Genomic DNA, 26,614 nt, shown 5'->3' with positions numbered 1-26,614 from the left:
CGTGCCCGCGGCTGGGTTAGGATCGCCCCCAAAATTGGACTCGCCACGGGGGCATTCATGATCAAAAGGTATTGTTTGGCATTGCTGATGGGCTTTTTCCTGGGGGGGCACGCAGGCTTGCTTTACGCGGGCGCGCTGGACAACGCTGTGCGCCGTGGCGTGCTTAAGGTCGGTACAACCCCCAATAACGTCCCTTTCGAAATGCTAGATAAGCAGGGGCGCATCGTCGGCTTTGAAATTGACTTGCTCCATACCATGAGCCGCGCACTTGGCGTAGAGCTTGAATTGGTGGCAGTGCCTTACACGGATCTGTTGCCGGGGCTGACGACGAACAAGTTTGATCTGATTGGCAGCGGCATGACGGTCACTCAAGAGCGCAACCTCAAACTCAACTTCAGTGACTCGTTTGTCGTGGTGGGCCAGACGGTGCTGCTGCACCCACGCATGGCGGGGAAGGTCTCCAGTATTGAAGAACTGGACGACGCCAGTTACCACGTGGTTACCACCCAAGGCACCACCGGTGAAGCCGCAGCACAACGCTTTCTCATATCAGCGCGGCTCAGCAGTGTGCCCAACCCGGAAGAAGGCGTGCGGCAGGTCGTTGAAGGCAAGGCCGATGCTTTTATCCATGATGCGCCCTACAACCTGATCGCGATGAGTCGGCCACAGAACAGTGCATTGTTGGCACTTGAGCAACCCTTCACCTTTGAGCCCTTGGCGTTCGGCCTGAAAAAAGGCGATTACGACAGCCTCAATTGGATCAACCATTTTCTCAACCAGATCGCCCAGGACGGCACCTACGATCGCCTGCATGACAAGTGGTTCAGGGATACGGCCTGGATAGCCGAGATCGACTGATCGTCATAACTGCTTACACATCAATCCCTGATCGAGAGGCCGCGCTGAAGCGTCTGCGCCTGTGTTTGGCCGGGTCGCTGTCAGGGTTTTCCGACACACGCCGATAACATTTACCGGTGAAACCTTTGTGGCGGACAACGAGTGGGTTAGGATCGCACCCCGAAATGGCGCAGCCCTCTTGTGCGCCAACCTTATAAGAATCGTTCAGGGGTCTTGATGATGAAAAAGTATCTTTCGATGCTGATGCTCGGCGTCACTGCGCTGGTCGCTGCCACTGCGGCCCAGGCCGGCGCCATTGATGAGGCTGTCAAGCGCGGCACGTTGAAAGTTGGCATGGACCCCACCTACATGCCGTTCGAAATGACCGACAAGCGCGGTGAAATCATCGGTTTCGAAGTCGACATCCTCAAGGCTATGGCCAAGTCCATGGGCGTCAAGCTGGAGCTGGTGTCCACCGGTTACGACGGCATCATCCCGGCCTTCCTGACCGGCAAGTTCGATATGATCGGCAGCGGCATGACCCTGACCCAGGAACGCAACCTGCGCCTGAATTTCAGCGAACCCTTCATCGTGGTCGGCCAGACGTTGCTGATCCGCAAGGAACTGGAAGGCACCATCAAATCCTACAAAGACCTGAACGATGAGAAATACCGCCTGACCTCCAAGCTCGGCACCACCGGTGAGATGGTCGCCAAGAAGCTGATCTCCAAAGCCAAGTACCACGGCTACGACAACGAGCAGGAAGGCGTGCTCGACGTGGTCAACGGCAAGGCTGACGCGTTCGTCTACGACGCACCGTACAACGTGGTGGCCGAGAAGAAAGTCGGTAACGGCAAACTGGTGTTCCTGGAAGAACCCTTCACCTTTGAGCCCCTAGCGTTCGGTTTGAAGAAAGGCGATTACGACAGCATCAACTTCATCAACAACTTCCTGCACCAGATCCGTAACGACGGCACCTACGATCGCATCCATGACAAGTGGTTCAAGAGCTCCGAGTGGCTCAAGGACATGGAATAAGGCCTGACACCGAGTTGCCTGTATCGCAGGCAAGCCAGCTCCCACATTTGACTTATTCACACATCAACCTGTGGGAGCGGGCTTGCCCGCGATGGCGGCCTATCAGGCGACACCTATGCGGAAAGTGAAATGAAACAGAAAAAAGCCCAATGGCCCTGGCACCTGCTGACGGTGGTCGTGCTGGTCGGCCTGGCGGGTGCCTTGTACTACGCCACGTCGTTGATGTCTTACGAATGGCGCTGGAATCGCGTCCCCCAATACTTCGCCTATCAAGCCGAGACCTCCCAGCGCGCCGCGGATATTTCCACCGTGGTCGAGTTGGTGCGCAAAGGCGATACGGCCGAAGTCACCCTGCGCAACGACGTCGGAGTCGAGCAAAAGCTCACAGTCGCCGATAACAGTCTGCAAGTGGCGCGCGGCGACGATGTGGCTGAAGGCGATGTGGTCGGCGTGACCCGGCAATGGGCATTGGGACCATTGATGTGGGGCTTGTGGACCACGCTGTGGCTGTCGGTGGTGTCCGGCATCCTGGGTTTGGCGATTGGCTTGGCGACCGGGCTGTGCAGGCTGTCGAAAAATCCCACCTTGCGCGATCTGTCGACAATCTATGTCGAGCTGGTGCGGGGCACGCCGCTGCTGGTGCAGATCTTCATTTTCTATTTCTTTATCGGCACGGTGCTCAACCTGTCCCGGGAGTTTGCCGGGATTGCCGCGCTGTCGTTGTTCACGGGTGCCTACGTGGCCGAAATCGTGCGCGCCGGCGTGCAGTCCATCACCCGTGGCCAGGATGAAGCGGCGCGTTCCCTGGGCTTGAGCGCCAGCCAGTCGATGCGCCACGTGGTACTGCCGCAGGCCTTCAAGCGTGTGCTGCCGCCCCTGGCCGGGCAATTTATCAGCCTGGTCAAGGACACGTCCCTGGTGTCGGTGATCGCGATTACCGAGTTGCTCAAGAGCGGCCGCGAAGTGATCACCACCTCCTTCTCGCCGTTTGAAATCCTGTTTTGTGTGGCGGGCTTGTACCTGCTGATCAACCTGCCGCTGTCGAAGATGGCCAGCCGGCTTGAGCGGAGGCTTGCCCAAAGTGATTGAAGTACGCGATCTGGTAAAAGTCTTCGATACCCGTGGGCAACTGGTGCGCGCGGTGGATCACGTCACCACCCAAGTGGCCAAGGGCGAGGTGCTGGTGGTGATCGGACCTTCGGGTTCCGGCAAGTCCACCTTCTTGCGCTGCCTGAATGGGTTGGAGGCGTTCGATTCGGGTTCGGTGAGCATCGACGGCCTGCAACTGGCCGACCCTAAGACCGACGTGAATGCCTACCGCCGTGAAGTCGGCATGGTGTTCCAGCACTTCAACCTGTTCCCCCACATGACCGTGCTGGAAAACCTGTGCCTGGCGCAAAAGGTCGTGCGCAAGCGCGGCAAGCAAGAGCGCGAGGCCAAGGCCCTGGCGCTGTTGGAAAAGGTCGGTATTGCGCAGAAGGCCCACGAGTTTCCATCGCGCCTGTCAGGCGGCCAGCAGCAGCGAGTCGCCATTGCCCGAGCCCTGGCCATGGAGCCCAAGGTGATGCTGTTTGACGAGCCCACCTCGGCCCTCGACCCGGAAATGGTCGGTGAAGTGCTCGACGTGATGAAGACCCTGGCCCTGGAAGGCATGACCATGGTGTGCGTCACCCACGAGATGGGCTTTGCCCGGGAAGTGGCAGACCGGGTGTTGTTTTTCGATCACGGCAAACTGCTGGAAGACGCCGCCCCGGCCGAGTTCTTCAATGCGCCAAAAGACCCGCGTGCCCAGGCCTTCCTGCGCCAAGTCCTGTAGAAATATTTGCCTCTGTGGCGAGCGAGCTTGCTCGCGCTGGAGTGCGAAGCGCTCCCAAGATTTTGGGGCCGCTGCGCAGCCCAGCGGGAGCAAGCTCCCTCGCCACAGGTCAAAGCTTGAATTTGTCGACCAGCGTCTGCAAGTCCAGGCTCAACCTTGTCAACTGAACACTCGCGGCCGCCGTTTCCTCGCTGGCGGCGGCGGTTTGTTCCGACACGTCCCGCACCTTCAACACACTGCGGTTGATCTCCTCGGCCACAGCGCTTTGCTGTTCCGCTGCGGCGGCGATCTGCGGGTTCATTTCCTGGATGATCGACACCGTGCGGGCAATGGCGCTCAGAGCGTCGCCGGCGTCGCGGGTCAGGGCGACGCTGTTGTCGGTCAGGTTGCGGCTGCTGTCCATGATGTCTGCCACCTGCTGAGTGCCATTGTGCAGGCCGAGGATCAGCCCTTCGATCTCCTCGGCCGATTCCTGAGTGCGTTGGGCCAGGCTGCGCACTTCGTCGGCGACCACCGCAAAGCCTTGGCCGGCAGTGCCCGCACGTGCCGCTTCAATGGCGGCGTTCAGGGCCAGCAGGTTGGTCTGCTGAGAAACAGACTTGATCACGTCCAGCACACTGGCGATCTTCTGGCTCTCCTGTTGCAGCGCGAGCATCGCACGGCCTGACAGCGCCATTTCACTGGCCAGGTTGCCAATCTGCTCCACGGCCTGGGTGACCACCTGCTCACCGGCGCCGGCCTGATGGTCGGCTTCTTGGGCCGCCACCGAGGCGCGTTCGGCGTGGCGCGCCACTTCCTGGGCAGTGGCGAGCATTTCATTCATTGCCGTCGCCACCTGGTCGGTTTCATCTTTCTGCTCGTTGAGCCCGCTGCGGGTCTGCTCGGTGACGGTGGATAACTGCGTGGCCGCTCCGGCGATCTGCCGGGCGCTGTCACCGATACTACTGATCAGGCTACGCAGGCTGCCGGTCATTTGCCCGATGCTTTGCTGCAACTGGCCGAGTTCGTCGCGACGGTCGACCGCCATGTCATGGCTGAGGTCGCCCTTGGCAACACGGTGGGCGGCGCCGAGAATTTCTCGCAGTGGCGCCGCAATCTGCCGGGCGATCCACCAGGCGGCCAGCGTGCCCAGTGCCAGGGCGGCCACTGTCACGCTGATCAGCAACGTACGGGTTTGGTCCGCCTCGTTGTTGCGCCTGGCGTTCTGGCTCTGGCTCAGCAGATTGCTCTTGTCCCGCAGCTCGTTGAGTTGCTGTTCGAGGCTGTTTTGCACGGTTTCGGTATCGAGCTGGGCTTGCTCGAGCTTTAGCAGTTGTTCACGGTAGTTGGCCAAATCGGTCTTGAGCAGCGTCGAGTCCACCGGGAGCGCGGTGATGGAAGCCAGCGCGGCCTGCAGTTCATCAAGCGACTGGTCGAACGCATTGGCGTAGGCCTTTAAGGTAACGGCCGCCCAGGCGGGGCTCTGCGCTCGATCTTCGGCTTGCTCCATGGCCTGGCGCAGGTTCTCGATGGCGTCGAGGGCCTTCTCGTCATTTTGATCGGGCAAGTCACTGGCCAGTTGAGCGAGGGTGTCACTGGCCTGCAGGGCGGACTTCTTGAGCGCTGGACGGATCTGCTCGCGCGCGGCCAGCAACGGTGGCAACTGTACGAGCGCGGCTTTCGAGCCCGACACCAACAGAGCCGCTTCTTCCAGCCATTGTCGGTCGGTGGCGGCTCGCAAGCGGCTCGAAAGGCCGGTCAGATACTGGTCGATCTGTTCAATCCTTTGGTTCATCTTGTCCAGGCTGTTGCTGTCCATCAGCGTGCGGTACACGATGCGGTCGGCGCGCATGGCCTCGGCTTCGACAGCCAGATGGCCCAGGACCGTCAGGCTGTCGGATCGGTAAAGCACGGCGCTCAAGGCTTGCCAGCCGGTGGCTGCGATCAGGAAACTGAGGATCAGCACTTGGCCAAAACCCAGGGCTAGCTTGAGGCGGACGCTGGCATTGACCAGCATGCGGGTCAGCCGAAGAAACATGGTGAACCTCCGAATCAGAGAAAGCGTTTCGCGACACATGAAACGCTAATTCGATTCGGGACCGTGGAGGGCTGATAACTGTGTAGGAGATTTCACAAGTTGCGGCGGCTTTGGTAAGCCGCCGTGTAGGGTAATTCAGACTCGGAAGCGCCCGACGAGGGTCTGCAGGTAGATCCCCAGGCGCGCCAGTTCGGCACTGGAGGACGCAGTTTCTTCGCTGGCCGACGAGGTTTGCTCGGAGATGTCGCGCACATTCAGCACGCTGCGGTTGATCTCTTCAGCCACGGCGCTTTGCTGCTCGGCGGCGGTGGCGATCTGTGAGTTCATGGCCTGGATGGTCGAGACGGTACGGGTGATATTGCCCAGCGCGTGGCCGGCCCGGCGCGTCAGCTCAACACTGCTCTCGGTCAGCCCGCGGCTGTTGTCCATGATGGTTGCCACCTGCTGGGTACCACTTTGCAGGCCGACGATCAGCTCTTCGATCTCTTCAGTGGACTTCTGCGTGCGCTGGGCCAGGCTGCGCACCTCGTCGGCCACCACGGCAAAGCCGCGCCCGGCCTCACCGGCACGCGCCGCCTCAATGGCGGCGTTAAGGGCCAGCAGGTTGGTTTGCTGGGCCACGGATTTGATCACGTCGAGCACACTGCCGATCTTGTCGCTTTCGCGCTTGAGTTCACCCATGGCCACCGTGGAATTACCCACTTCGGTGGCCAAGCGCTCGATCTGGGCGATGGCTTCACCCACCACCTGGTCGCCTTCACGGGCTTGCTGGTCGGCAGCCACGGCGGCTTCCGAGGCCTCTTCGGCATTGCGCGCCACTTCCTGCACGGTGGCCGCCATTTCGTTCATGGCGGTGGCCACCTGATCGGTCTCGACCTTCTGGCTGTTGACCCCGGCGCTGGTTTGTTCGGTCACGGCTGACAACTGCTCAGCGGCGCTGGCGATCTGGGTGACCCCGTCGCTGATCCCGCCGATCAACTCGCGCAGGCCCACGGTCATGCTTTGCATGGCACGCTGTAATTGACCCAGTTCGTCCTGGCGGCCCGATTCCAGGTTGTGGCTCAGATCGCCGGAGGCCACACGCTCGGCGACTTCGAGGGTCTGGTTCAGCGGGATGACGATCTGGCGGGTGATGGCCCAGGCCGCGAAGACGCCGACGATCAGCGCCAGTACGGTGGCAAGCAGCAACAGGTATTTGGCCTGCGCGGCATCTGCGTCACGCACGGCGGTCTGGGAGACGGTGAGTTTTTCACTGTGGCCCAGCAGGATGTCGCCTTGGGCGATCATGGTTTTCAGCGCTGCTGCGCTGGCGACCTGGGAATCGCGATACTGGCTGACGGCAGCGCGGTAGGCTTGCAGTGAAGCCCCGGCTTCTTGCAGGTTGGCCTGGTATTGCGCAGGCAACTGGCCTTGCAGTTCGGTGATTTTTTTCAGGGCGTTGTCGATGGCATCCAGGGCCGGTTGCTCGGCTTCGACCTTGCCGCTGTAGGTGTAGCCGCGTACCTGGAAGCGCGATTGCTGGATCAGCTTGCTCTGCTCGACCACGCTGTTGAACTGGGCGAGGCTGTCACCTTGCAGCAGGGCTTTTTCGATTTCGTTGATCTTGGCGACGGCATTGTCGGCGGTGTCTCCGAGCTTGCTGCGGGCGCCCTCACGTTTGAGGCCCGCCTGGACCATGGCGGCGAAGGCCTTTTTGTATTGGTTCAAGGCTTCCTGCTGTTGCTCGACCAGGGCTTTGTCGTCAGGTTGCTCGATCAGCTCGGCGGCGGTCTTCAGGCCGCTGTCGAGGTGGGCGAGCAGGCCGTCGACCTTGTCCGTGCCTTGCTCGCCACGGCGCATATCGAAGTCCAGGCGTGCCAGGCGCAGGTCTTTGGTCAGGCCATTGAGGCTGGAAATGAAGCCCAGCTTGTCGCCGCGACTGATCACATCCCCCAGGCCGGTCCAGCCGGTAAAGGTGATCAACAGCGTCAGGAGCAACACCAGGCCAAAGCCCACGCTCAGCTTGCGGTTGACGCTTACATTCCCCAACTTCTCGGCTAACCAACGATACATGCTGCGAACTCCCCTGGAACAAGGCTTGGACTTATTCAAAGGCTATCGGCAACGCACGGGGATACTTGATCGTTCCCACGCTCTGCGTGGGAATGAATGGCGTGACGCTCTGCGTCACAAGGGCGGACGCAGAGCGTCCTGAGCGGCATTCCCACGCAGAGCATGGGAACGATCAGTCGGGGGTTAGAACAGACGGGCGAGCAGGGCCGTTACGGCGGTTTCGACGCGTAAAATACGTGCACCCAGTTGCACCGGCTGTAAACCAGCCTTGGCCAGCAGGTCCACTTCATAGGGAATCCAGCCGCCTTCCGGGCCGATCGCGAGGGTCACCGGTTCCTCGAGGGCTCGGGGGCAGGCCGGGTAATCGCCCGGATGGCCGATCAGGCCCAAGGTGCCAGCCGCCATGGCCGGCAGACGATCTTCCACAAACGGCTTGAAGCGTTTCTCGATAATGATCTCGGGCAGCACCGTGTCCCGCGCTTGTTCCAGGCCGAGAATCAGTTGCTCGCGCACCGCTTCCGGCTCCAGGAACGGGGTTTGCCAGAAGCTTTTTTCCACGCGGTAGCTGTTGACCAGTACCACCTTGGGCACGCCCATGGCCGCCACGGTTTGCAGCACCCGGCGCAGCATCTTCGGGCGGGGCAGGGCCAGCAGCAAGGTCAGGGGTAGTTTGCTCGGTGGCGGTTGGTCGAAGCTCACTTGCAGTTCGGCTTCAGTGGCTTCCAGGCGCAGCAGTTGGGCATTGCCCATCAGCCCGCCAATGCGGCCCACACGCAGGGTGTCACCGACGGCGGCGCGGTGAACCTCCTGCATATGCACCAGGCGACGATCACGCAGCACTACGCGGTCGGCCGCGATAAAGTCGGCCTCTTCGAGCAGCAGCAGGTTCACGGCTGGGTCGCTGGCGGTTGGTCGTCGTCGGCAGGCGCGTCATCCGGGTGTTCGCCACGCTTGCTGATCAGGCCGCTGAACAGGATGCCCACTTCGAACAGCATCCACATCGGCACGGCCAGCAAGGTCTGGGAGAAGATGTCCGGTGGCGTGAGGATCATGCCGACCACGAAGCAGCCGATGATCACGTACGGGCGGATCTTTTTCAGGTACTTGACGTCGACCACGCCGATCCACACCAGCAACACTACCGCTACCGGAATTTCGAATGCCACGCCAAAGGCGAAGAACAGCGTCATCACGAAATCGAGGTAGCTGGTGATATCGGTCATCATCTCCACGCCGGCCGGGGTGGCGGCAGCGAAGAACTTGAAGATCAGCGGGAACACCAGGAAGTAGGCGAAGGCCATGCCGGTGTAGAAGAGCAAGATGCTCGACACCAGCAATGGCACAGCGATGCGCTTCTCGTGCTTGTACAGGCCCGGCGCGATAAAGCCCCAGATCTGATGCAGGATCACCGGGATCGCCAGGAACAGTGAGACCATCATGGTCAGCTTCAAGGGGGTCAGGAACGGCGACGACACATCGGTGGCGATCATCGTCGCGCCGGCCGGCAGGTACTGGCGCAGGGGCGTCGAGACGAAGGTGTAGATCTGCTGGGTAAAGGCGAACAGCCCGGCAAAGATGATGAAGATCGCCGCCACGCAACGCAGCAGGCGGGTTCGCAACTCGGTGAGGTGCGAGACCAGCGGCATGTGCTGGTCGTTTTCCGGTTTATCAGCGCTCATGGGGCTCGCGGCGGCAATGTAGGGTCATGGGGCGCGGGCGACGCGACGGGCGTCGGCGCAGGCGTCGGTGGGGCGGGCGCTGCCGGTGTGGCGTCGGCCACAGGGGCTGGCGCGATGCTGTGCTCGGCCACCGGCGTTACCGGCTTGGCCGGCTCTTGCACCGGGGAAAGAATCTTGCGGGCTTCCTGCTCCAACGAGAGGATGTGCTCGTTGTGCAATTGCCGACGGATTTCGTCGGCACCGATTTCCCGTTCAACTTCCTGTTTGATCGCGTTGAAACTGCGCTTGAGGCGCCCGATCCACAAGCCGGCGGTGCGTGCGGCACCGGGCAGGCGTTCCGGCCCCAGTACCAGCAGGGCCACCAGGCCGACGAGCAGCAGTTCAGAGAAGCTGATACCAAACATTAGTCAGTGCTCACGAGTCTTTGCGGGTCGGCTCTTGGACCTTTTCAGCCTGCACGTCGAAGGTACGGCGCTCGGTGATCGGCTGGGTGGCCTGCGGGTGAACAGGCTGGGCCGGTGGCACCGGGTTGGCGCTTGGCTCGGCCGGCTTTTCATCATCGTTCATGGCTTTGCGAAAGCCCTTGATCGACTCGCCCACATCGGTGCCCAGGTTCTTGAGCTTCTTGGTGCCGAACACCAATACCACCACCACCAGAATGACGATCCAGTGTTTCCAGTCAAAAATGCCCATGCTTCAAATCCTCAAGTCTCAGTTATTCAGGCGGACGGGCGCGAGGCCTTCTCGGCGTGCCCGGACAAGCCGAAGCGACGGTCCAGTTCATCCAGCACGGCCTGTGGGTGCTGCCCCAGTTGGGCGAGCATCACCAGGCTATGGAACCACAAGTCTGCGGTCTCATAGATTACATCGCTGTAATCACCGCTGATTTGCGCGTCCTTGGCCGCAATGATGGTCTCGACGGATTCTTCGCCGAGTTTTTCCAGAATCTTGTTCAGGCCCTTGTGGTACAGGCTGGCGACGTAGGAGCTGTCGGCATCCGCGCCTTTGCGGTCTTCCAGCACCTGGGCCACACGGTTCAGGGTATCGCTCATGTTCAGTGTCCTGCTGGGTAGATGGCGTGCGGGTCTTTGAGCACCGGCTCCACAACCTTCCATTCGCCATTCTCGAACACGCGATAGAAGCAACTGTGGCGGCCAGTGTGGCAGGCAATGCCGCCGATCTGCTCGACCTTGAGGATTACCACGTCGGCATCGCAGTCCAGGCGCAGCTCGTGCAGGGTCTGCACGTGCCCGGATTCTTCGCCCTTGCGCCACAGTTTGCCACGCGAACGTGACCAGTAGATGGCGCGCTGCTCGGCGGCGGTGAGGCTCAGGGCCTCGCGGTTCATCCAGGCCATCATCAGCACGCGCCCGGTCTTGTAGTCCTGGGCAATGGCCGGCACCAGGCCGTCACTGTCCCATTTGATCTCATCCAGCCAGTCTTTCATGTTCGGCTCCGGCAATTTGCGACAGTGTATAACCGGATGGGCTATCGACGCACGATCAGATAAACGCCCACGGCGACCATGATGCCCGCTGGCCAGTGGCCTAGTTGGTTCAATGGCCCACCAATCGCCAGCATCACGCCGCCCACCAGGTGCGCGGCGCCGAGCAGGCGCAGGAACCAGTCGTCCTTGCGCTTGCGCCACGGTGGCTCAGGGTCCTTGGCATGGGGCTGGGACATGCGCTCCAGCAGGTCGCGGGTCATGTTGGCCAGGTGCGGCAGTTGCTCGAACTGGCTGTGCAGGTTGCCCAGCATGGTTTTCGGGCTCATGCGCTCGCGCATCCAGCGTTCCAGGAAGGGTTGCGCAGTGTTCCACAAGTCGAGGTCCGGGTAGAGCTGGCGGCCCAGGCCTTCGATGTTCAGCAGGGTCTTCTGCAACAGCACCAGTTGCGGCTGCACTTCCATATTGAAGCGCCGCGCGGTCTGGAACAGGCGCATCAGCACTTGGCCGAACGAAATATCCTTTAACGGTTTTTCGAAGATCGGCTCGCACACGGTGCGGATCGCCGCTTCGAATTCGTTGAGTTTGGTTTCCGCTGGCACCCAACCCGAATCAATGTGCAACTGCGCCACACGGCGATAGTCGCGCTTGAAGAAGGCAAACAGGTTGCGCGCCAGGTAATCCTGGTCTTCCGGGGTGAGGCTGCCGACGATACCGCAGTCGATGGCGATGTACTGCGGGCTCCACGGGTTGACGGTGCTGACGAAGATGTTGCCCGGGTGCATGTCGGCGTGGAAGAAACTGTCGCGGAACACTTGGGTGAAGAAAATCTCCACACCGCGTTCTGCCAACATCTTCATGTCGGTGCGCTGGTCGGCCAGGGTCGCGAGGTCGGTAACCTGCACGCCGTAGATGCGCTCCATCACCAGCACTTTTGGCCGGCACCAGTCCCAATACACCTGCGGCACATACAGCAGTTGCGAGCCTTCGAAGTTGCGTCGCAATTGGCTGGCATTGGCCGCTTCGCGCAGCAGGTCGAGTTCGTCGTAGATGGTTTTTTCGTAGTCGGCGACCACGTCCACCGGGTGCAGCAGGCGCGCATCGGCGGAGAAGCGTTCGGCGGCGCGGGCGAGGATAAACAGCCATGCCAGGTCCTGGCCGATGATCGGCTTGAGGCCTGGGCGAATGACTTTCACCACCACTTCTTCGCCGGTCTTGAGCTGCGCGGCGTGAACCTGCGCGACCGAGGCCGAGGCCAGGGGCTCGACGTCGAAGCGGCTGAACACCTCGCTGATCTTCTGGCCCAGCTGTTCTTCGATCAGCGCCATCGACTGCTGCGAATCGAACGGCGGCACGCGGTCCTGCAGCAGCATCAGCTCGTCGGCGATGTCTTCGGGCAACAGGTCGCGGCGGGTGGAGAGGATCTGCCCGAACTTGATGAAGATAGGCCCCAAATCCTGCAACGCCAAGCGCAGGCTGGCGCCACGGCTCAACGGCGACGGCTTGCGGGGCAACCAGCGCCACGGCAGCACATAACGCACCGCTAGCAGGAACCACGGCAAGGGCAGGGCAAACAGCAGGTCATCGAGACGGTAGCGGATTACGACGCGCTGGATACGAAACAAACGGCGGACGGCGAGCAGCTTCATGCGTTATCGCTTGGATCAAGGGAACGGCTCAAGCGCTCGAAGCGGGCCTCGAGGCGTTCCAGGTCGATTTTGGCCTTGTCGAGCTCGCGAAAACGCGCTTGCGCTTCCCGTTGCCCGACCAGGGTGCGCGATTCTTCGCTCAGGTATTCGGCAAGGTTCTGGTTGAGGCTGGCGAACCCTTGCTGGTACCAGCGCGAGCGGCTGCGCAGGTGCCCGCTGATCAACTGGGTGGCGACGGGGCCGATCCAGCGCGACAGTTCATATTCCCAGTCCAGCTCCAGGTCTTGCAGCACGGCGGCCAAGTCCATCAGCACCGCACTGTCGCCTTCCAGCTCCACCTCGGGGCTGTGGAGGATGGCGGTCTTGTTGCGGCTCAGCGCCAGGTGCAACAGGCTGGAGGCCGGCGCACGCAAGGTGCAGTCGGCTTCAGCGGCCCATTGGGTGGCGAGCAGCAGGCCTTCATCGCTGGGCAGGATAAACAGCTGCACGGCGGGGCTGCGGCAATCAACGGCAATGACTTTGCCGGTCAGGTGCGCGAGCCGCGCCAGGGCGGTGCTGTCCAGGCGCAGTACACGGTTGAGACCGTGCTCAACGCTGGCGAGAAGACCTTGCAGCAGCATCAGGGCTTGATGCCGCGGTGTAGGGCGACGATGCCGGACGTCATGTTGTGGTAGGTCACGCGGTCGAAACCAGCCTCCACCATCATCGACTTCAGGGTTTCCTGATCCGGGTGCATGCGGATCGACTCGGCCAGGTAGCGGTAGCTCTCGGCGTCGTTGGTGATCAGCTTGCCCATCAGTGGCATGAAGGCGAACGAATAGGTGTCGTAGACCTTGGACATCAGCGCGTTGGTCGGCTTGGAGAATTCCAGCACCAGCAGGCGGCCACCCGGCTTGAGTACGCGCAGCATCGAGCGGATCGCGTCTTCCTTGTGAGTCACGTTACGCAGGCCGAACGCGATGGTCACGCAGTCGAAATGGTTGTCGGGGAACGGCAGCTTCTCGGCATCGGCCTGGACGAACTCGATATTGCCGGCCACGCCTTTGTCGAGCAGTCGGTCGCGGCCAACCTTGAGCATCGAGCCGTTGATATCGGCCAATACCACCTGGCCGGTGGGGCCAACCAGCTTGGAGAACTTGGCCGCCAGGTCGCCTGTGCCACCGGCGATGTCCAGCACCCGGTTGCCGGTGCGTACGCCCGACAACTCGATGGTGAAGCGCTTCCACAGGCGGTGCATGCCGCCGGAGAGCACGTCGTTCATCAGGTCGTACTTGGCTGCCACGGAGTGGAACACCTCAGCGACTTTTTCCGCCTTTTGGCTTTCCGGGACGTTCTTGAAGCCGAAGTGAGTGGTGGGTTCGGCATCGCTGCCTTTGCGCTGATCAGTCATATCGCTGTCACCAAAAGAGAATGCGGGACATGATAATCCCCAAGGCCTGCTTTGTCTTGGCAAGGCTGCAGGTAAGATAGACGCTCATCGAGACCTTTTGCCGCATGGCGGGTGTTCTGAGTCGTTATAAAGAGGAGTCATTGCAATGGCCCGTATTACCGTTGAGCGTGAACATACCCTGGGAAAAGAACAGGCGCGGGCCAAGGCGGAGCAATTGGCGCGCAAACTCGAGGATAAATATGGGGTGGAGTCTTCGTGGGCTGGCGACACCCTGAAGCTCAAGCGCTCCGGGGTTAAAGGCACGGTATTGGTGGCCGATGATTCGCTGCGCATTGATGTGGAACTTGGCCTGCTGATGTCGGCCATGAGTGGCACGATCAAGTCCGAAATCGAAAAAGCCCTGGATAAGGCCCTGGCTTGATACGGCTGTGCTTAGGGTGCCGATTCTAATTTTAAACCTTACTTTGTGCCCAAGCCCTCAACTCTTGCGGGCCGTCCGCCACCCAATTCTGTGTGAGGTGCACCATGGCCAAAGTTATTTTGAAGAAAAAAATCGACGTTCAGACCACCCCCCTGAGTGAGGTTAAAAGCTACGCCCGCAAGATCTGGCTGGCGGGTCTTGGCGCCTATGCCAAGGTCGGCAGCGAAGGCGGCGAGTACTTCAAGGAACTCGTTAGAAGCGGTCAACGTGTTGAAAGTAAAGGTAAAAAAGTTGTAGTTGAACAACTTGATGCCGCCAACAGTCAGATTGACCAAGTAAAGAGTAACGTCTCCGGCGTCAAAGGCCTGGTCGAAGTTCAACTGGATAAAGTTGAAAAAGCTTTTGATACTCGTGTCGGCAGTGCCTTGAATCGGATCGGCATTGCGTCTAAACATGACGTGGAGACACTCTCTGCTAAGCTCGAAGAGCTGACGGCATTGCTCGAACGTGTCGCGCGTAAACACTAAGGAGACATCGGGATGGCTGTTAAAAAGACTACTCAGAAAGAAGGCAGCTCGTGGGTCGGGAAAGTTGAAGAATATTCCCGCAAAATCTGGCTCGCTGGTTTAGGCGTGTACTCGAAGATCGACAGTGACGGCAGCAAACTCTTCGAGACCTTGGTCAAAGACGGCGAGAAGGCCGAGAAGTTGACCAAGAGCACGGTCGGTAAAAAAGTCGACGCTGCCAAGGCGAGTGCGGGTTCCGCCAAATCGAGTATTTCGGATACCTGGGGCAAGTTGGAAGAAACGTTCGACAAGCGCCTCAACAGTGCTATTTCGCGACTGGGCGTACCGAGCAAGGCTGAGTTGAAGGCGCTGCATAGCAAGGTTGATACCTTGACCAAGCAAATCGAAAAACTCACCGGCGCCAAAGCGGCTCCCGCCAAGACCGCCGCCGCCAAGCCTGCAGCAAAACCGGCGGCCAAACCAGCAGCTAAAACCGCCGCTGCAAAACCCGCCGCCAAAACTGCCGCCAAGCCTCTGGTTAAAGCCGCCGCCAAGCCAGCTGCCAAACCCGCTGCCAAAGCGCCGGCCAAAGCCGCGGCGAAACCTGCGGCCAAGCCAGCGGCTAAAACTGCTGCCGCCAAACCGGCTACCAAGCCTGCCGCTAAGCCAGTGGCCGCTAAAGCCGCCGCGAAACCTGCGGCTAAACCGGCTGCCAAACCTGCGGCTAAAACCGCTGCCGCTAAACCTGCTGCCAAGCCCGCCGCTGCGAAACAAGCTGCCAAGCCTGCAGCGGCCAAAAAGCCTGCGGTAGCGAAAAAACCGGCAGCCGCAAAGCCTGCCGCGGCGGCCAAGCCAGCCACGGCACCAGCACCGGCTGCTTCTACCGCCAATTCGGTGTCCGCGCCGACGCATGCGGCTGCTACCCCGACTGCAACGCCGGTTACCCCGACGCCATCCAGTCAGTCCTGATTTTTACGGGACACATAAAACGCCCGGTCTGCGAAGATTGGGCGTTTTTTATGCAAGCCTCAAAAACGCCGCATTCCCCATTTTGTAGGAGCGAGCTTGCTCGCGAAAAACTCAAAGACGCCGCGTTTATTCAGGAGGCACTCGTTATCGTTGACGTTTTTCGCGAGCAAGCTCGCTCCTACATGTTTAATCGGTGTCATCCAGGTACTTCAAGGCGAACCGCTCGGTCGCCTGCCGCGCCGTTGGCAGCAGATGCGGCGCCACCAGCATCATGATCTGGTACACCACCACCCGTACCTCACCTTCACGGTCCAGAATCCGTTGGTAATCCAACGAAAACAGCAATGTCAGGGTGATCTGCTCCACCAGTTGCCCCAACGCCTGGGTATCGCTAACCAGTTGCCCTGCCGCCTTCAGCCGCGCAAGCAATGACGCCAAGGTGCGCTTGAGCGCCGTGAGCAGGTGACGGATCCCCTTGGCCAGCTTGGGCAAGCGCCCCGCCAGGTTCGACAAGTCCTGGAACAGGAACCGATAGTGGGCCATGCGCTCGACAATCAGGTGCAAAAACAGCCAGTAGTCCTCAGCTTCCAGTTGCGCATCCGCAGGAGGGTCCAGCAGTGGCGCCAGCTCACACTGAAAGCGCTCGAACAGCCCCAGCACCAACGGCTCCTTGCCATGGAAGTGGTAGTAGAGGTTGCCGGGGCTGATCCCCATCTCATTGGCCACCTCCATGGTCGATACGTTCGGTTCGCCCTTGTGGTTGAACAACTGCAGGGCGCATTCAAGGATACGGTCGCGGGTCTTCATCCAGTCTTCTTAAAGTTGATTGCTGAGCTCAGCGCACGCGCACGTAAGTACCCGGCGCCGCTTCCATCGGTGGGTAATTCTGGTTGCCCAGGGCGGTGATGGTTTCGCGTTGTACGCCGGAGCGTTTTTGTACCCACTCCAGCCATTGTGGCCACCAACTGCCTTCGACGTGCTGGGCGTCGTAATACCAGGCGCGCGGGTCGCTGCTCAGCTTGAGGTTCTCGACGTAGTTGGCCTTGGGGTTGCCCGGTGGGTTGAGGATGCTCTGGATATGCCCGCTGTTGGAGAGCACAAAGCGCCGCTCGCCACCCAGCAGTTGCGTGGAGCGGTACACCGCGTCCCACGGCGTGATGTGGTCATTGATGCCGGCCACGCTGAAGCTGTCCACCGAGACCTTGCGCAAGTCGATGGGCGTGCCGCATACCTCCAGGCCACCGGGATGGCTCAGGGGGTTGTGCTTGAAGAAGTCCAGCAGGTCGCCGTGCAGGGCGGCGGGCAGACGCGTGTTGTCGTTGTTCCAGTACAGGATGTCGAACGCCGGCGGTTCCTTGCCCAGCAGGTAATTATTGATCCAGTAATTCCAGATCAGGTCGTTGGGGCGCATCCAGGCAAATATCTTGGCCATGTCGCGGCCATCCAGCACGCCTTGCTGGTAGGAGCGGCGCTTGGCGGCTTCCAGGGTTTGTTCATCAGCGAACAATGTTGCGGGGCTGTCGATCTGGCTGTCCAGCAGGCTTACCAGGTAACTGGCGCTGGAGATGCGCCGCAACTGGCGCTTGGCTTGCAGGTGGCCTTGCAGCGCGGCGATGGTCAGGCCGCCGGCGCAGGCGCCCATCAGGTTGACCTCGCGGGCGCCAGTGATGGCCCGGCATACGTTGAGCGCTTCTTCCAGCGCCGCGACGTAGGTGGACAGGCCCCATTCGCGATGCCGCACGTCCGGGTTGCGCCAGCTGACCATAAAGGTCTGCAGGCCGTTTTTCAGTGCGTATTGCACAAAGCTGTTGGCCGGGCTCAGGTCGAAGATGTAGTACTTGTTGATTTGCGGCGGCACTACCAGCAGCGGCTTGGCGTATTGTTTTTCGCTCATGGGCTTGTACTGGATCAGCTCCAGCAGTTCGTTGCGAAACACCACCGAACCGGGCGTGGTCGCCACGGTCTTGCCCACTTCAAAGGCGTGATTGCTGACCTGGCGCGGCAAACCGTTGTTGTGCAGCAGGTCTTCGAACAAGTTGCTCACGCCGCGCACCACGCTGTTGCCGCCAGAGTTGAGCAGCTCCTTGATCGCCAGCGGGTTGAGCAGGGTGTTGGAAGGGGAGACAGCATCGTTGAGTAGGGCGAAGGCGAACTGCGCGCGGGCGCGATCATCGTCACTGAGGGTGCTGTCGTCGATCCACTGCCGTGTCTGTTTTTGCCAGCTCAGATAGGCTTGCAAGCTGCGCCGGTACAGTGGGTTGAGCTTCCAGGTGGGGTCGCTGAAGCGATGGTCCCTGGGGTTGGGTTCGTGCACGGTCTCACCCAGCAGCACGCGGCCCAGCTGGCCGCCCAGGGCCAGGGCGTGGCGGGCGGTGTGCACCGGGTTGCGCAGGCCGTGCGCGGCGACGGTACGCAGGGTCGACAGCAAGTCCCGGCCGCGCAGGCCGGTGATCGCATTTTGCGCGTTGATGAACGCAGCGGGGGTGGGCGCCGGGTTCGTCACGGGTCTTTCTCGCATGAGCCAACACTCCTTCGTCAAGTCATCAAGCAGGCACGCCAATCCAGAACCATAGTAGGTTCCTGGCAAGTTGCGCGGTGGTGTGTTCCTTCACACCGCCGGTCGCGGATGTATCACGGCGCGCAGGCGCTCCTCCTCCAGAAACTTCATGATGATCGGCGCCACGGCTTCGGCCCGGGTGATCAGGAACAGGTGGCCGTCATCGATGATGTGCAACTGTGCATTGGGGATGCGCCAGGCGAGCATGCGCATGTTGACCAGCGGGATCAGCGGGTCATCGTCCCCGGCCAGCACCAGGGTGGGCTGGCGGATCTTGTGCAGCCAATGAATGCTGGTCCAGCCCAGCCCGGCAAACAGTTGCCAGTAGTAGCCCAGCTTGCCGGCCGAGCGCACTTTGCTGGCGTGCTCGGCGGCCAGTTTGGAATCACGGCGGAACGAACCGCCATAAATCATCGGTGCAATGCGCACCACGTGGGACGGCTGGATATAACGCCTGGGGCTTGCCATCAGCCACAAGACCTTCGGTTTGCCCGGCACCATGAAGGCCCCGGCCGCGGTGGCCGCGAGGATCAATTTCTTGCAGCGCTCGGGGTAGTCATACGCAAATTGCTGGGCCAGCGCTCCGCCCCAGGACACGCCCACGGCGTTCACTTGGCCATAGTCGAGGTAATCGAGCATACGCGCGGTGAGTTTGGCCAGACCGGGGAAGCGATAGGGTCGGTTCGGCGTCGAGGAGCCGCCCACGCCGGGCACGTCGAAGGCGATCACTTCCAGGTCCGGGTCCAGGGCCTGGACGAACGGAAACACCAGCTCAAGGTTGGCGCCGATGCCGTTGAAGATCAGCAGCGGGGTCAAGTGCGGCTTGCCCGGGCGTACCGCCGTGCGGATGGTCTGGCCATCCAGGTCGATGGTGCGGAAGATGAACGGTTGCGCCATGCTCAAGCCCTGTGAAGTGGTGCTATTGGTCTGTAGGAACTCGGTCAGTGTGGGAGCTGGCTTGCCTGCGATGGCATTCTTTCAGGCCGCGATTAGTGAGCAGGCCCATCGCTATCGCAGGCAAGCCAGCTCCCACATCTGATCTCATTTCAATCACAAGAATGCCTAGCGTTCATGTACATAGGTACCCGGCGCCGCTTCAGCGGCTGCATAGGTTTTATTGCCTAATGTCGTCGGGGCTTTTTTCAGTTTTCCCGCCCGCTCCGCCTGCCACACCTGCCAGTGCAGCCACCACGAATCGGTGTGCTTGGTCGCATTCTCCTGCCACTCCAACGCACTGCCGGCCAGGCCCTCACTGGTCTGGTAGCGTGCCTTGGGGTTGCCCGGCGGGTTGAGGATGCTCTGGATATGCCCACTGCTGGACAGCACAAACTCGACCTTGCCGCCGAACAACTGCGCTGATTTGTAGCAGGACTGCCACGGCGTGATGTGGTCGTTGGTGCCGGCCAGGGAATAGATATCGGCGGTGACCTGCTTGAGGTCGATGGGCGTGCCGCACACTTCCAGGGCGTTGGCGCGTACCAGTGGGTTGTTCTTGAACAGTTCGATCAGGTCGCCATGGAACGCGGCCGGCAAGCGTGTGGTGTCGTTGTTCCAGAACAGGATGTCGAACACCGGCGGCTCGTTGCCCAGCAGGTAGTTGTTGACCCAATAGTTCCAGATCAGATCGTTGGGGCGCATCCAGGCAAAGACCTTGGCCATGTCGCGGCCTTCCAGCACGCCGGCCTGATAGGAGTGACGCTTGGCCGCTTCCAGAGTCTGCTCGTCGACAAACAGCGCCACCTGGGTGTCCAGGGTGGTATCCAGCACGCTCACCAGCAGCGTCAGGGCGTTGACTTTCTTCTCGCCCAGCGCCGCGTAGTGGCCCAACAGTGCGGTGCAGGTGATGCCGCCGGAGCAGGCACCGAGCATATTCACATCCTTGCTGCCCGTAATCGCCGTGACCACATCCACTGCTTCCTTGAGCGCCTCGATATAAGTCGACAGGCCCCATTCGCGTTGGGCCTTGGTGGGGTTGCGCCAACTGACGATAAAGGTCTGCTGGCCATTGCGCAGGCAGAAGCGCGCCAGGCTTTTATCCGGGCACAGGTCGAAGACGTAGAATTTGTTGATCTGCGGCGGCACCACCAGCAGCGGGCGCTCATGCACCTGCTCGGTAATGGGCTTGTACTGGATCAGCTCCAGCACATCGTTGCGAAACACCACCGCGCCTTCGCTGGTGCCCAGGGTCTTGCCGACTTCAAAGGCGCCCATGTTGACCTGGCTGGGCATACCGCCGTTGTGCACCATGTCCTTGGCCAGGTGGGAAAGGCCGTCGAGCAGGCTTTTGCCGCCGGTTTCAAAGAAGCGTTTGACCGCCGCCGGGTTGGCCGCGCTGTTGGTGGGGGCCATGGCTTCGGTCATCAGGTTGATCACGAAGTGGCCGCGGCTGATGTCTTGTGCCGACAGGTTGCTGTCGTCGATCCAGTCGTGAAGCTCCTTGCGCCACGCCAGGTAAGTCTGCAAATAACGTTTGTAGAGCGGGTTCTGGCTCCAGGCTGGGTCGTTGAAGCGACGGTCGTCGCCCTCGGGCACCAGCGCGGATTTGCCGAACATCACATTCTTCAATTCAACGCCAAAGTGGGCGACGTGCTTGACGCTGTGCAACGGTTGCTTGATGGCTTGGGTCAGCACCATCTTGGCCGAGGCCAATAAATCCTTTTTGCGTAACGCGATGATCGGGTTCAACCCCAGGGTGTTTTCCGAGGCCTGGCGTTTCAAGTCATCGTTATTCTTGTTACTCATCTACGACGCTCCATTGTCCGAAAGACGAGTACCGGCGATTGCTGCGCACCCAATTTCGATACACGACACCAGCCTGGTACTGCGACTCGGGTGACCGTTGATACCGCATCGTCAAATGCAGGGAACTTGCCAGCTCCATTGGTTACCCGAGTTTATTTTTTTTCGCAAGCAGGCCAATCGTTGGCCACGCGACAGGGCATTCAAGCAGATGAAATTAGAAAATGCGCTCTAAACAGCAAGACCCCTGTGCTAGAGCATCAGCCGCACGACCGACTCACTCGGATCGCGGGTTTTTCCAGCGGCTTTGAGCTCGTCCAGGTAGTTGGCCCATAGAGCGTCCTGACGTACGGCCAGCTGATAGAGATAGTCCCAGGTGAACAGTCCGCTGTCATGACCGTCGTCGAAGGTCAATTTCAGTGCGTACTGGCCGGCGGGTTCCAGCTTGATCAACCGGACGTTGAGCTTGCCGAATTGCAGGATGGGTTTGCCGTGGCCCTGGACCTCGGCAGAAGGGGAGTGCACCCGCAGGAATTCGGCGGGCAACTGGTAGGTTTCGTCCGGCCCGTAGGTCAGGCCGAGGGTGTTGGAGGTTTTGTGCAGGTTTACTGCGGTAGGAAATTTCGACATTGGAGATAACCCTGAAGGAACCGGCCCAAAATGTGGAAGGGACCAACGTGGGAGCCGGGCTTGCCCGCGATGCAGGCACCTCGGTGTTTCAGGAACACTGAAGTGATGCTATCGCAGGCAAGCCAGCTCCCACACAAGCCACTCCCACATTGAGTGAGGCTTACAGGATATAACGAGACAAGTCTTCGTTCTGCGCCAATTCGCCCAGGTGACCGTTCACATACTCGGCATCGATCTTGATCGCTTCGCCATTCTGCGCACCGGCCATGTCGCCGGCGCTGAAAGACACTTCCTCAAGCAGGCGCTCAAGCAAGGTATGCAGGCGACGGGCACCGATGTTCTCGGTCTTCTCGTTGACCTGCCAGGCGATCTCCGCCAGGCGCTTGATACCGTCAGCCTGGAATTCGATACCCAGCCCTTCGGTTTTCAGCAGCTCGCGGTACTGCTCGGTGAGCGAGGCATGCGGTTCGCTGAGGATGCGCTCGAAGTCGCCCGGCGTCAGTGCCTTGAGCTCCACCCGAATCGGCAGGCGGCCTTGCAGCTCGGGCACCAGGTCGCTGGGCTTGCTCAGGTGGAAGGCACCGGAGGCGATAAACAGGATGTGGTCAGTCTTGACCATGCCCAGCTTGGTGTTGACCGTGCACCCTTCGATCAGCGGCAGCAGATCGCGCTGCACGCCTTCGCGGGAGACATCCACGCCGCCGGAGTTGCCACGCTTGGCCACCTTGTCGATCTCATCGATAAACACAATGCCATGTTGCTCGACCGCTTCCAGGGCCTTGGCCTTGAGTTCTTCCTCATTGACCAGGCGCCCGGCTTCTTCGTCGCGCACCAGCTTGAGCGCATCCTTGACCTTGAGCTTGCGGCTTTTCTTCTTGCCCTTGCCCATGTTGGCGAACAGGTTTTGCAACTGGCTGGTCATTTCTTCCATGCCAGGCGGGGCAGAGATATCCACGCCGGACACTTCGGCCACTTCGATCTCGATTTCCTTGTCATCCAACTGGCCTTCACGCAGGCGCTTGCGGAACAGCTGACGGGTGTTGGAATCCGACGAAGGTGCGGCGTCTTCGTTGAAACCCATGCGTGCCGGTGGCAGCAGGGCGTCGAGGATGCGCTCTTCAGCGGCGTCTTCCGCGCGATGGCTGACCTTGGTCACTTCCTGTTCGCGCAGCATCTTCAGGGCGGCGTCAGCCAGGTCGCGAATGATCGACTCGACATCGCGGCCCACATAACCGACTTCGGTGAATTTGGTCGCTTCGACCTTGATGAACGGTGCATTGGCCAATTTGGCCAGGCGTCGGGCGATCTCGGTTTTGCCGACGCCGGTAGGGCCGATCATCAGGATGTTCTTGGGCGTTACTTCAACGCGCAGTTCTTCCGGCAGTTGCATCCGGCGCCAGCGGTTACGCAGCGCAATGGCAACGGCGCGCTTGGCATCGTCCTGGCCGATGATATGGCGGTTGAGTTCATGGACGATTTCGCGGGGAGTCATGGACATAGTGTTTGGCGGCCTCAAGCCTGAATAAGCCCAGGGCTTATTCGGCGAGGTCCTGCTCCTCAATGGTCTGATTGTGGTTGGTGAACACGCAGATATCGCCAGCGATACCCAGGGCGGTCTCGACGATTTCACGGGCCGACAGGTCGGTTTTCTTCAGCAGCGCGCTGGCCGCAGCCTGGGCGTAGCCGCCACCTGAACCCATGGCGATCAGGCCATGCTCGGGTTCAACCACATCGCCGTTGCCGGTGATGATCAGGGAAGCGTCTTTGTTCGCAACCGCGAGCATGGCCTCCAGGCGGCTGAGGGAGCGGTCGGTGCGCCATTCTTTGGCAAGTTCCACAGCGGCGCGCACCAGGTGGCCCTGGTGTTTCTCAAGCTGGCCTTCGAAACGCTCGAACAGGGTAAAGGCGTCGGCGGTTGCGCCTGCGAAGCCGGCAAGTACCTGGCCGTGGTACAGGCGGCGCACTTTCTTGGCGTTGCCTTTCATCACGGTGTTGCCCAGGGAAACCTGGCCGTCGCCGCCCATGACAACTTTGCCGTGGCGACGTACTGAAACGATGGTGGTCAAGGGGAGAGTCTCCACGCAGCGGGGCGAAAATGCCCTGATGGAAACTCATATGGGGGTGGCGAGGGGGATTTCAACCGTAGGAAGGCAGGGCAGACGAGTGGTGATCGTTCCCACGCTCCGCGTGGTAATGCCGCCTTGACGCTCTGCGCCTGCTCTGTGACGCAGAGCGTCAAGGGACACGTTCCCACGCGGAGCGTGGGAACGATCAGTGAGTATGAGTCAGCGGCTCTGGCGTTGTTGTAACAACAGGTTGCTAAACCCGGCGCCGGCCAATTGCTTTTGCGCCACGGTCAGCTGTTCGCGGTTGCTGAACGGCCCCACCAATACGCGATACCAGGTCGCGTCCTTCACCGTGCCGGACTCAACCGATACCGATTGGCCCAACAGAATGATCTGTGCGCGTACACGGTCCGCATCCGCCTGTTTCGGGAACGAGCCCGCTTGCAGGAAGAACTTGGTCACCGGCGCAGCCTTGGTGGCTGCCACTGGCGGTGCTGGCGGCGGCGTGATACCGGCCAGCGCGGCCTGGGCGCGCGCCGTGTCGATTTTTGCCGCTTCCGCTGGGGTTACCGGCGTGGTCGGCACTTGTGGCGTCGGCAGGGTTTTTTCCGGCACGGCGTCAGGCGGCACGATCACTTCCGATTCCGGCAGCAGCGTGTAGAAGTCGTACTTGGGCTTTACCGGTGCGGTCGGGCTTGGCGCGGTCTTGTTGGCTTCGGCGATTTTCGTGGCCTTTTGCTGCTCCTGTTTGACGCGCTTGACGTCATCGCCCTGGCCGGGCTCCAGCTTCATCAGAAACACGATAAATGCGCCGACCGTAAGGCCGATGGCCATCCACAGCCAACCCGGAATCGGTTGCTTCGCCGGGGCCTGGTAGCGGCTGGCGCCGCGCTTGGGTGCAGGTTTTTTCTTGGCAGCCAACTTACATACGCTCCAGAGTTTCCAGGCCCAAGAGTTCCAGGCCTTGCTTGAGGGTGCGTCCAGCCAATGCGGCAAGGCGCAGGCGACTTTGTTTCTGGGCTTCGTCGTCGGCGGTCAGGATCGGGCAGTTCTCGTAGAAACTGGAGAACAGGCCGGCCACTTCGTACAAATAGGTGCACAGGATGTGCGGCGTGCCTTTTTCGCCAACGCTGTTGAGCACCTCGCCAAATTGCGCGAGCTTGGCCGCCAGTTCCTGTTCATGGACGGCGTCCAGCGCGATCTGGCCTTCGACTTCGCTGAAGTCCTTGCCCAGCTTGCGGAACACCCCGGCCACGCGGGTGTAGGCGTACAGCAGGTACGGTGCGGTGTTGCCTTCGAAGTTGAGCATCAGGTCGAAGTTGAAGCTGTAGTCGCTGGTGCGGTGCTTGGACAGATCGGCGTATTTCACCGCGCCAATGCCCACCACGCGGGCGATGTTGCGCAGGTCGGCCTCGGCCAGCTCCGGGTTCTTTTCCTTCACCAGGTTGTAGGCACGTTCCTGGGCTTCGGTCAGCAGGTCGATCAGCTTCACGGTGCCGCCGTCGCGGGTCTTGAAGGGGCGGCCATCGGCGCCGTTCATGGTGCCAAAGCCCATGTGCTCCATGTGCATCGGGTGGGTGACGAAACCGGCGCGACGCGCCACTTCGAACACCTGCTGGAAGTGCAGGGCCTGGCGCTGGTCGACGAAGTACAGCGCACGGTCAGCCTTGAGCACGCCACTGCGGTAACGCACGGCGGCCAGGTCAGTGGTGGCGTAGAGGTAGCCGCCATCGGCCTTGACGATGATCACCGGCAGCGGCTCGCCGTCGGCGGTCTTGAATTCTTCGAGGAACACGCACTGGGCGCCGTTGCTTTCGACCAGCAGGCCTTTGGCCTTGAGGTCGTTGACCACGTTGATCAGGTCGTCGTTATAGGCGCTTTCGCCCATCACGTCGGCCATGGTCAGTTTCACGTTGAGCAGCTCGTAGATTTCCTGGCAATGGGACAGGGATATTTCACGGAAGCGGTTCCACAGCGCCAGGCACTCTTCGTCGCCGGCTTGCAGCTTGACCACCAGGCCCCGTGCGCGGTCGGCGAACTCTTCAGACTCGTCAAACCGCTTTTTGGCGGCGCGGTAGAAGTTTTCCAGGTCGGCCAGCTCGTTGCTGGTGATCGGGTTTTCCTGCAGGTAGGCCATCAGCATGCCGAACTGGGTACCCCAGTCGCCCACGTGATTCTGGCGGATCACGGTGTCGCCGAGGAATTCCAGCACCCGTGCCACGCCGTCGCCAATGATGGTGGAGCGCAGGTGGCCCACGTGCATTTCCTTGGCCAGGTTCGGTGCCGACAGGTCAATGACCACGCGCTGGCTGTCGCCGGCCTTGCGCGCACCGATGCGGGCATCGGCCAGGGCGGCATCCAGGCGTGACGCCAGGGCCTGGGTGTTCTGAAAGAAGTTGATAAAGCCAGGGCCGGCGATTTCGGCCTTGGTGACACTGGCGTCAGCCGGCAGGGCTGCGATGATTTTTTCTGCCAGGTCACGCGGCTTCATGCCGGCCGGCTTGGACAGCATCATCGCGATGTTGCTGGCGAAGTCGCCATGGGTCTTGTCGCGGGTGTTCTCCACCTGGATCGCCGGCGACAGGCCTTCAGGCAACACACCTTCGTGGACGAGTTGGGTGAGGGCTTGTTGGATCAGCTGGCGAATGGTGTCTTTCATGGTGTTCTCTTTCGACCGCAAGCGGCGGCGCGCGATGCGCAGGTGGAAAAACTGGGCATTATCCGTGGCGAGGGCGGGCTTGCCAACCGTTCAGACTATATGGCGGACCTGCGGGCCTCTTCGCGGGCAAGCCCGCTCCCACATT

At 60.8% G+C, this 26,614-nt stretch carries 27 protein-coding genes and 1 pseudogene; 7 read left to right on the top strand and 21 right to left on the bottom strand.

What is annotated here, in order from left to right:
- Nucleotides 1–57: 57 nt before the first annotated feature.
- The 4 genes from FXO12_RS16445 (at nucleotide 58) to FXO12_RS16430 (ending at nucleotide 3,691) form a co-directional block, all read left to right on the top strand.
- Nucleotides 58–858: a transporter substrate-binding domain-containing protein gene (locus FXO12_RS16445; protein WP_057975385.1), complete on the top strand. Its 801-nt coding sequence runs from the start codon at nucleotides 58–60 to the stop codon at nucleotides 856–858.
- A gap of 219 nt (nucleotides 859–1,077) precedes the next feature.
- On the top strand, nucleotides 1,078–1,875 hold the full coding sequence (locus tag FXO12_RS16440) for a transporter substrate-binding domain-containing protein (RefSeq protein ID WP_032901820.1): 798 nt from the start codon (nucleotides 1,078–1,080) through the stop codon (nucleotides 1,873–1,875).
- A gap of 129 nt (nucleotides 1,876–2,004) precedes the next feature.
- A complete protein-coding gene (locus tag FXO12_RS16435) occupies nucleotides 2,005–2,964 on the top strand; it encodes an amino acid ABC transporter permease (protein ID WP_057975386.1) in 960 nt (319 codons plus the stop codon).
- Nucleotides 2,957–3,691: an amino acid ABC transporter ATP-binding protein gene (locus tag FXO12_RS16430; RefSeq protein WP_034125863.1), complete on the top strand. Its 735-nt coding sequence runs from the start codon at nucleotides 2,957–2,959 to the stop codon at nucleotides 3,689–3,691. The genes FXO12_RS16435 and FXO12_RS16430 overlap by 8 nt, the downstream gene beginning before the upstream one ends.
- Before the next feature lie 109 nt (nucleotides 3,692–3,800).
- On the opposite strand, the gene FXO12_RS16425 is transcribed toward FXO12_RS16430, so the two are convergent.
- The 12 genes and pseudogenes from FXO12_RS16425 to ubiE form a co-directional block, all read right to left on the bottom strand.
- Nucleotides 3,801–5,708 (bottom strand): methyl-accepting chemotaxis protein, encoded by a 1,908-nt coding sequence (locus FXO12_RS16425; RefSeq protein WP_057975387.1) that lies wholly within the window; start codon nucleotides 5,706–5,708, stop codon nucleotides 3,801–3,803.
- A 135-nt stretch (nucleotides 5,709–5,843) separates the two neighbouring features.
- Nucleotides 5,844–6,548, bottom strand: coding sequence for a methyl-accepting chemotaxis protein (locus FXO12_RS29440; protein ID WP_371861811.1), 705 nt, complete (start codon nucleotides 6,546–6,548; stop codon nucleotides 5,844–5,846).
- Nucleotides 6,549–6,749: 201 nt separating this feature from the next.
- Nucleotides 6,750–7,760: pseudogene (locus tag FXO12_RS29435) on the bottom strand (methyl-accepting chemotaxis protein); the annotation flags it as partial.
- A 183-nt stretch (nucleotides 7,761–7,943) separates the two neighbouring features.
- Nucleotides 7,944–8,651 carry a 16S rRNA (uracil(1498)-N(3))-methyltransferase gene (locus FXO12_RS16415; protein ID WP_054897530.1) on the bottom strand — a complete coding sequence of 236 codons (708 nt, stop codon included), beginning with the start codon at nucleotides 8,649–8,651 and terminating at the stop codon, nucleotides 7,944–7,946.
- Complete coding sequence (gene tatC, locus FXO12_RS16410; protein ID WP_034125559.1) at nucleotides 8,648–9,439, bottom strand: twin-arginine translocase subunit TatC; 792 nt, start codon at nucleotides 9,437–9,439, stop codon at nucleotides 8,648–8,650. Before tatC ends, FXO12_RS16415 begins: the two co-directional genes overlap by 4 nt.
- Nucleotides 9,436–9,843 carry a Sec-independent protein translocase protein TatB gene (tatB, locus tag FXO12_RS16405; protein WP_054897529.1) on the bottom strand — a complete coding sequence of 136 codons (408 nt, stop codon included), beginning with the start codon at nucleotides 9,841–9,843 and terminating at the stop codon, nucleotides 9,436–9,438. Before tatB ends, tatC begins: the two co-directional genes overlap by 4 nt.
- A 10-nt stretch (nucleotides 9,844–9,853) precedes the next feature.
- Nucleotides 9,854–10,132, bottom strand: coding sequence for a twin-arginine translocase TatA/TatE family subunit (locus FXO12_RS16400; protein WP_003187877.1), 279 nt, complete (start codon nucleotides 10,130–10,132; stop codon nucleotides 9,854–9,856).
- A 26-nt stretch (nucleotides 10,133–10,158) separates the two neighbouring features.
- On the bottom strand, nucleotides 10,159–10,491 hold the full coding sequence (locus FXO12_RS16395; RefSeq protein WP_003187881.1) for a phosphoribosyl-ATP diphosphatase: 333 nt from the start codon (nucleotides 10,489–10,491) through the stop codon (nucleotides 10,159–10,161).
- 2 nt (nucleotides 10,492–10,493) lie between these two features.
- Nucleotides 10,494–10,886, bottom strand: coding sequence for a phosphoribosyl-AMP cyclohydrolase (gene hisI, locus FXO12_RS16390; protein WP_003187884.1), 393 nt, complete (start codon nucleotides 10,884–10,886; stop codon nucleotides 10,494–10,496).
- Between the two features lie 41 nt (nucleotides 10,887–10,927).
- The gene (gene ubiB, locus FXO12_RS16385) at nucleotides 10,928–12,532 is read right to left on the bottom strand and encodes a ubiquinone biosynthesis regulatory protein kinase UbiB (RefSeq protein WP_019820016.1); all 1,605 of its coding nucleotides are present in this window, start codon (nucleotides 12,530–12,532) and stop codon (nucleotides 10,928–10,930) included.
- Nucleotides 12,529–13,152, bottom strand: coding sequence for an SCP2 domain-containing protein (locus FXO12_RS16380; RefSeq protein ID WP_034125561.1), 624 nt, complete (start codon nucleotides 13,150–13,152; stop codon nucleotides 12,529–12,531). The genes ubiB and FXO12_RS16380 overlap by 4 nt, the downstream gene beginning before the upstream one ends.
- Entirely contained in the window at nucleotides 13,152–13,922 is a 771-nt protein-coding gene (ubiE, locus tag FXO12_RS16375; protein WP_003171186.1) for a bifunctional demethylmenaquinone methyltransferase/2-methoxy-6-polyprenyl-1,4-benzoquinol methylase UbiE, read from the bottom strand. Before ubiE ends, FXO12_RS16380 begins: the two co-directional genes overlap by 1 nt.
- Nucleotides 13,923–14,067: 145 nt before the next feature.
- Between ubiE and FXO12_RS16370 the strand changes: the two genes are divergently transcribed.
- From FXO12_RS16370 to FXO12_RS16360, 3 genes are all read left to right on the top strand, one after another.
- Nucleotides 14,068–14,343, top strand: a complete 276-nt coding sequence (locus tag FXO12_RS16370; protein WP_034125562.1) for a polyhydroxyalkanoic acid system family protein — start codon at nucleotides 14,068–14,070, stop codon at nucleotides 14,341–14,343.
- Nucleotides 14,344–14,447: 104 nt separating this feature from the next.
- Complete coding sequence (locus FXO12_RS16365) at nucleotides 14,448–14,870, top strand: phasin family protein (protein WP_034125563.1); 423 nt, start codon at nucleotides 14,448–14,450, stop codon at nucleotides 14,868–14,870.
- 12 nt (nucleotides 14,871–14,882) lie between these two features.
- Entirely contained in the window at nucleotides 14,883–15,818 is a 936-nt protein-coding gene (locus FXO12_RS16360; RefSeq protein ID WP_057975389.1) for a phasin family protein, read from the top strand.
- A 186-nt stretch (nucleotides 15,819–16,004) separates the two neighbouring features.
- Here FXO12_RS16360 and FXO12_RS16355 read toward each other — a convergent pair whose 3' ends face one another.
- The 9 genes from FXO12_RS16355 to argS all read right to left on the bottom strand — a co-directional run bounded on the left by FXO12_RS16355 (nucleotide 16,005) and on the right by argS (nucleotide 26,469).
- A complete protein-coding gene (locus FXO12_RS16355; protein WP_054919462.1) occupies nucleotides 16,005–16,625 on the bottom strand; it encodes a TetR/AcrR family transcriptional regulator in 621 nt (206 codons plus the stop codon).
- A 28-nt stretch (nucleotides 16,626–16,653) separates the two neighbouring features.
- Entirely contained in the window at nucleotides 16,654–18,336 is a 1,683-nt protein-coding gene (gene phaC / locus FXO12_RS16350) for a class II poly(R)-hydroxyalkanoic acid synthase (protein ID WP_057975390.1), read from the bottom strand.
- Between the two features lie 90 nt (nucleotides 18,337–18,426).
- On the bottom strand, nucleotides 18,427–19,272 hold the full coding sequence (gene phaZ, locus FXO12_RS16345) for a poly(3-hydroxyalkanoate) depolymerase (RefSeq protein WP_019820034.1): 846 nt from the start codon (nucleotides 19,270–19,272) through the stop codon (nucleotides 18,427–18,429).
- A 165-nt stretch (nucleotides 19,273–19,437) separates the two neighbouring features.
- Entirely contained in the window at nucleotides 19,438–21,117 is a 1,680-nt protein-coding gene (phaC, locus tag FXO12_RS16340) for a class II poly(R)-hydroxyalkanoic acid synthase (protein WP_054896198.1), read from the bottom strand.
- Between the two features lie 249 nt (nucleotides 21,118–21,366).
- Nucleotides 21,367–21,744 carry a gamma-butyrobetaine hydroxylase-like domain-containing protein gene (locus FXO12_RS16335; RefSeq protein ID WP_057975391.1) on the bottom strand — a complete coding sequence of 126 codons (378 nt, stop codon included), beginning with the start codon at nucleotides 21,742–21,744 and terminating at the stop codon, nucleotides 21,367–21,369.
- Nucleotides 21,745–21,904: 160 nt separating this feature from the next.
- Nucleotides 21,905–23,242: an ATP-dependent protease ATPase subunit HslU gene (gene hslU / locus FXO12_RS16330; RefSeq protein WP_034125569.1), complete on the bottom strand. Its 1,338-nt coding sequence runs from the start codon at nucleotides 23,240–23,242 to the stop codon at nucleotides 21,905–21,907.
- A gap of 37 nt (nucleotides 23,243–23,279) precedes the next feature.
- A complete protein-coding gene (gene hslV, locus FXO12_RS16325; protein ID WP_003171209.1) occupies nucleotides 23,280–23,810 on the bottom strand; it encodes an ATP-dependent protease subunit HslV in 531 nt (176 codons plus the stop codon).
- Nucleotides 23,811–24,029: 219 nt separating this feature from the next.
- Nucleotides 24,030–24,731 carry an SPOR domain-containing protein gene (locus FXO12_RS16320; RefSeq protein ID WP_003187899.1) on the bottom strand — a complete coding sequence of 234 codons (702 nt, stop codon included), beginning with the start codon at nucleotides 24,729–24,731 and terminating at the stop codon, nucleotides 24,030–24,032.
- Nucleotide 24,732: 1 nt separating this feature from the next.
- Nucleotides 24,733–26,469: an arginine--tRNA ligase gene (gene argS, locus FXO12_RS16315; protein WP_057975392.1), complete on the bottom strand. Its 1,737-nt coding sequence runs from the start codon at nucleotides 26,467–26,469 to the stop codon at nucleotides 24,733–24,735.
- Nucleotides 26,470–26,614: the final 145 nt, after the last annotated feature.

Source organism: Pseudomonas sp. J380 (assembly GCF_009827115.1).
In the GTDB taxonomy this organism is placed as follows: Bacteria; Pseudomonadota; Gammaproteobacteria; order Pseudomonadales; family Pseudomonadaceae; genus Aquipseudomonas; species Aquipseudomonas paracarnis.
Note: the sequence above shows the minus strand (reverse complement) of the source record. Positions and strands in the feature narration are given on the sequence as shown.

What these genes read in the sequence shown, in the direction of transcription:
- FXO12_RS16445 (WP_057975385.1), top strand. Translation starts at nt 58, where the DNA reads ATGATCAAAAGGTATTGTTTGGCATTGCTGATGGGCTTTTTCCTGGGG.
- FXO12_RS16440 (WP_032901820.1), top strand. Translation starts at nt 1,078, where the DNA reads ATGAAAAAGTATCTTTCGATGCTGATGCTCGGCGTCACTGCGCTGGTC.
- FXO12_RS16435 (WP_057975386.1), top strand. Translation starts at nt 2,005, where the DNA reads ATGAAACAGAAAAAAGCCCAATGGCCCTGGCACCTGCTGACGGTGGTC.
- FXO12_RS16425 (WP_057975387.1), bottom strand. Translation starts at nt 5,708, where the DNA reads ATGTTTCTTCGGCTGACCCGCATGCTGGTCAATGCCAGCGTCCGCCTC.
- FXO12_RS29440 (WP_371861811.1), bottom strand. Translation starts at nt 6,548, where the DNA reads ATGGCGGCCACCGTGCAGGAAGTGGCGCGCAATGCCGAAGAGGCCTCG.
- tatC (WP_034125559.1), bottom strand. Translation starts at nt 9,439, where the DNA reads ATGAGCGCTGATAAACCGGAAAACGACCAGCACATGCCGCTGGTCTCG.
- tatB (WP_054897529.1), bottom strand. Translation starts at nt 9,843, where the DNA reads ATGTTTGGTATCAGCTTCTCTGAACTGCTGCTCGTCGGCCTGGTGGCC.
- FXO12_RS16400 (WP_003187877.1), bottom strand. Translation starts at nt 10,132, where the DNA reads ATGGGCATTTTTGACTGGAAACACTGGATCGTCATTCTGGTGGTGGTG.
- FXO12_RS16395 (WP_003187881.1), bottom strand. Translation starts at nt 10,491, where the DNA reads ATGAGCGATACCCTGAACCGTGTGGCCCAGGTGCTGGAAGACCGCAAA.
- hisI (WP_003187884.1), bottom strand. Translation starts at nt 10,886, where the DNA reads ATGAAAGACTGGCTGGATGAGATCAAATGGGACAGTGACGGCCTGGTG.
- ubiB (WP_019820016.1), bottom strand. Translation starts at nt 12,532, where the DNA reads ATGAAGCTGCTCGCCGTCCGCCGTTTGTTTCGTATCCAGCGCGTCGTA.
- FXO12_RS16380 (WP_034125561.1), bottom strand. Translation starts at nt 13,152, where the DNA reads ATGCTGCTGCAAGGTCTTCTCGCCAGCGTTGAGCACGGTCTCAACCGT.
- ubiE (WP_003171186.1), bottom strand. Translation starts at nt 13,922, where the DNA reads ATGACTGATCAGCGCAAAGGCAGCGATGCCGAACCCACCACTCACTTC.
- FXO12_RS16370 (WP_034125562.1), top strand. Translation starts at nt 14,068, where the DNA reads ATGGCCCGTATTACCGTTGAGCGTGAACATACCCTGGGAAAAGAACAG.
- FXO12_RS16365 (WP_034125563.1), top strand. Translation starts at nt 14,448, where the DNA reads ATGGCCAAAGTTATTTTGAAGAAAAAAATCGACGTTCAGACCACCCCC.
- FXO12_RS16360 (WP_057975389.1), top strand. Translation starts at nt 14,883, where the DNA reads ATGGCTGTTAAAAAGACTACTCAGAAAGAAGGCAGCTCGTGGGTCGGG.
- FXO12_RS16355 (WP_054919462.1), bottom strand. Translation starts at nt 16,625, where the DNA reads ATGAAGACCCGCGACCGTATCCTTGAATGCGCCCTGCAGTTGTTCAAC.
- phaC (WP_057975390.1), bottom strand. Translation starts at nt 18,336, where the DNA reads ATGCGAGAAAGACCCGTGACGAACCCGGCGCCCACCCCCGCTGCGTTC.
- phaZ (WP_019820034.1), bottom strand. Translation starts at nt 19,272, where the DNA reads ATGGCGCAACCGTTCATCTTCCGCACCATCGACCTGGATGGCCAGACC.
- phaC (WP_054896198.1), bottom strand. Translation starts at nt 21,117, where the DNA reads ATGAGTAACAAGAATAACGATGACTTGAAACGCCAGGCCTCGGAAAAC.
- FXO12_RS16335 (WP_057975391.1), bottom strand. Translation starts at nt 21,744, where the DNA reads ATGTCGAAATTTCCTACCGCAGTAAACCTGCACAAAACCTCCAACACC.
- hslU (WP_034125569.1), bottom strand. Translation starts at nt 23,242, where the DNA reads ATGTCCATGACTCCCCGCGAAATCGTCCATGAACTCAACCGCCATATC.
- argS (WP_057975392.1), bottom strand. Translation starts at nt 26,469, where the DNA reads ATGAAAGACACCATTCGCCAGCTGATCCAACAAGCCCTCACCCAACTC.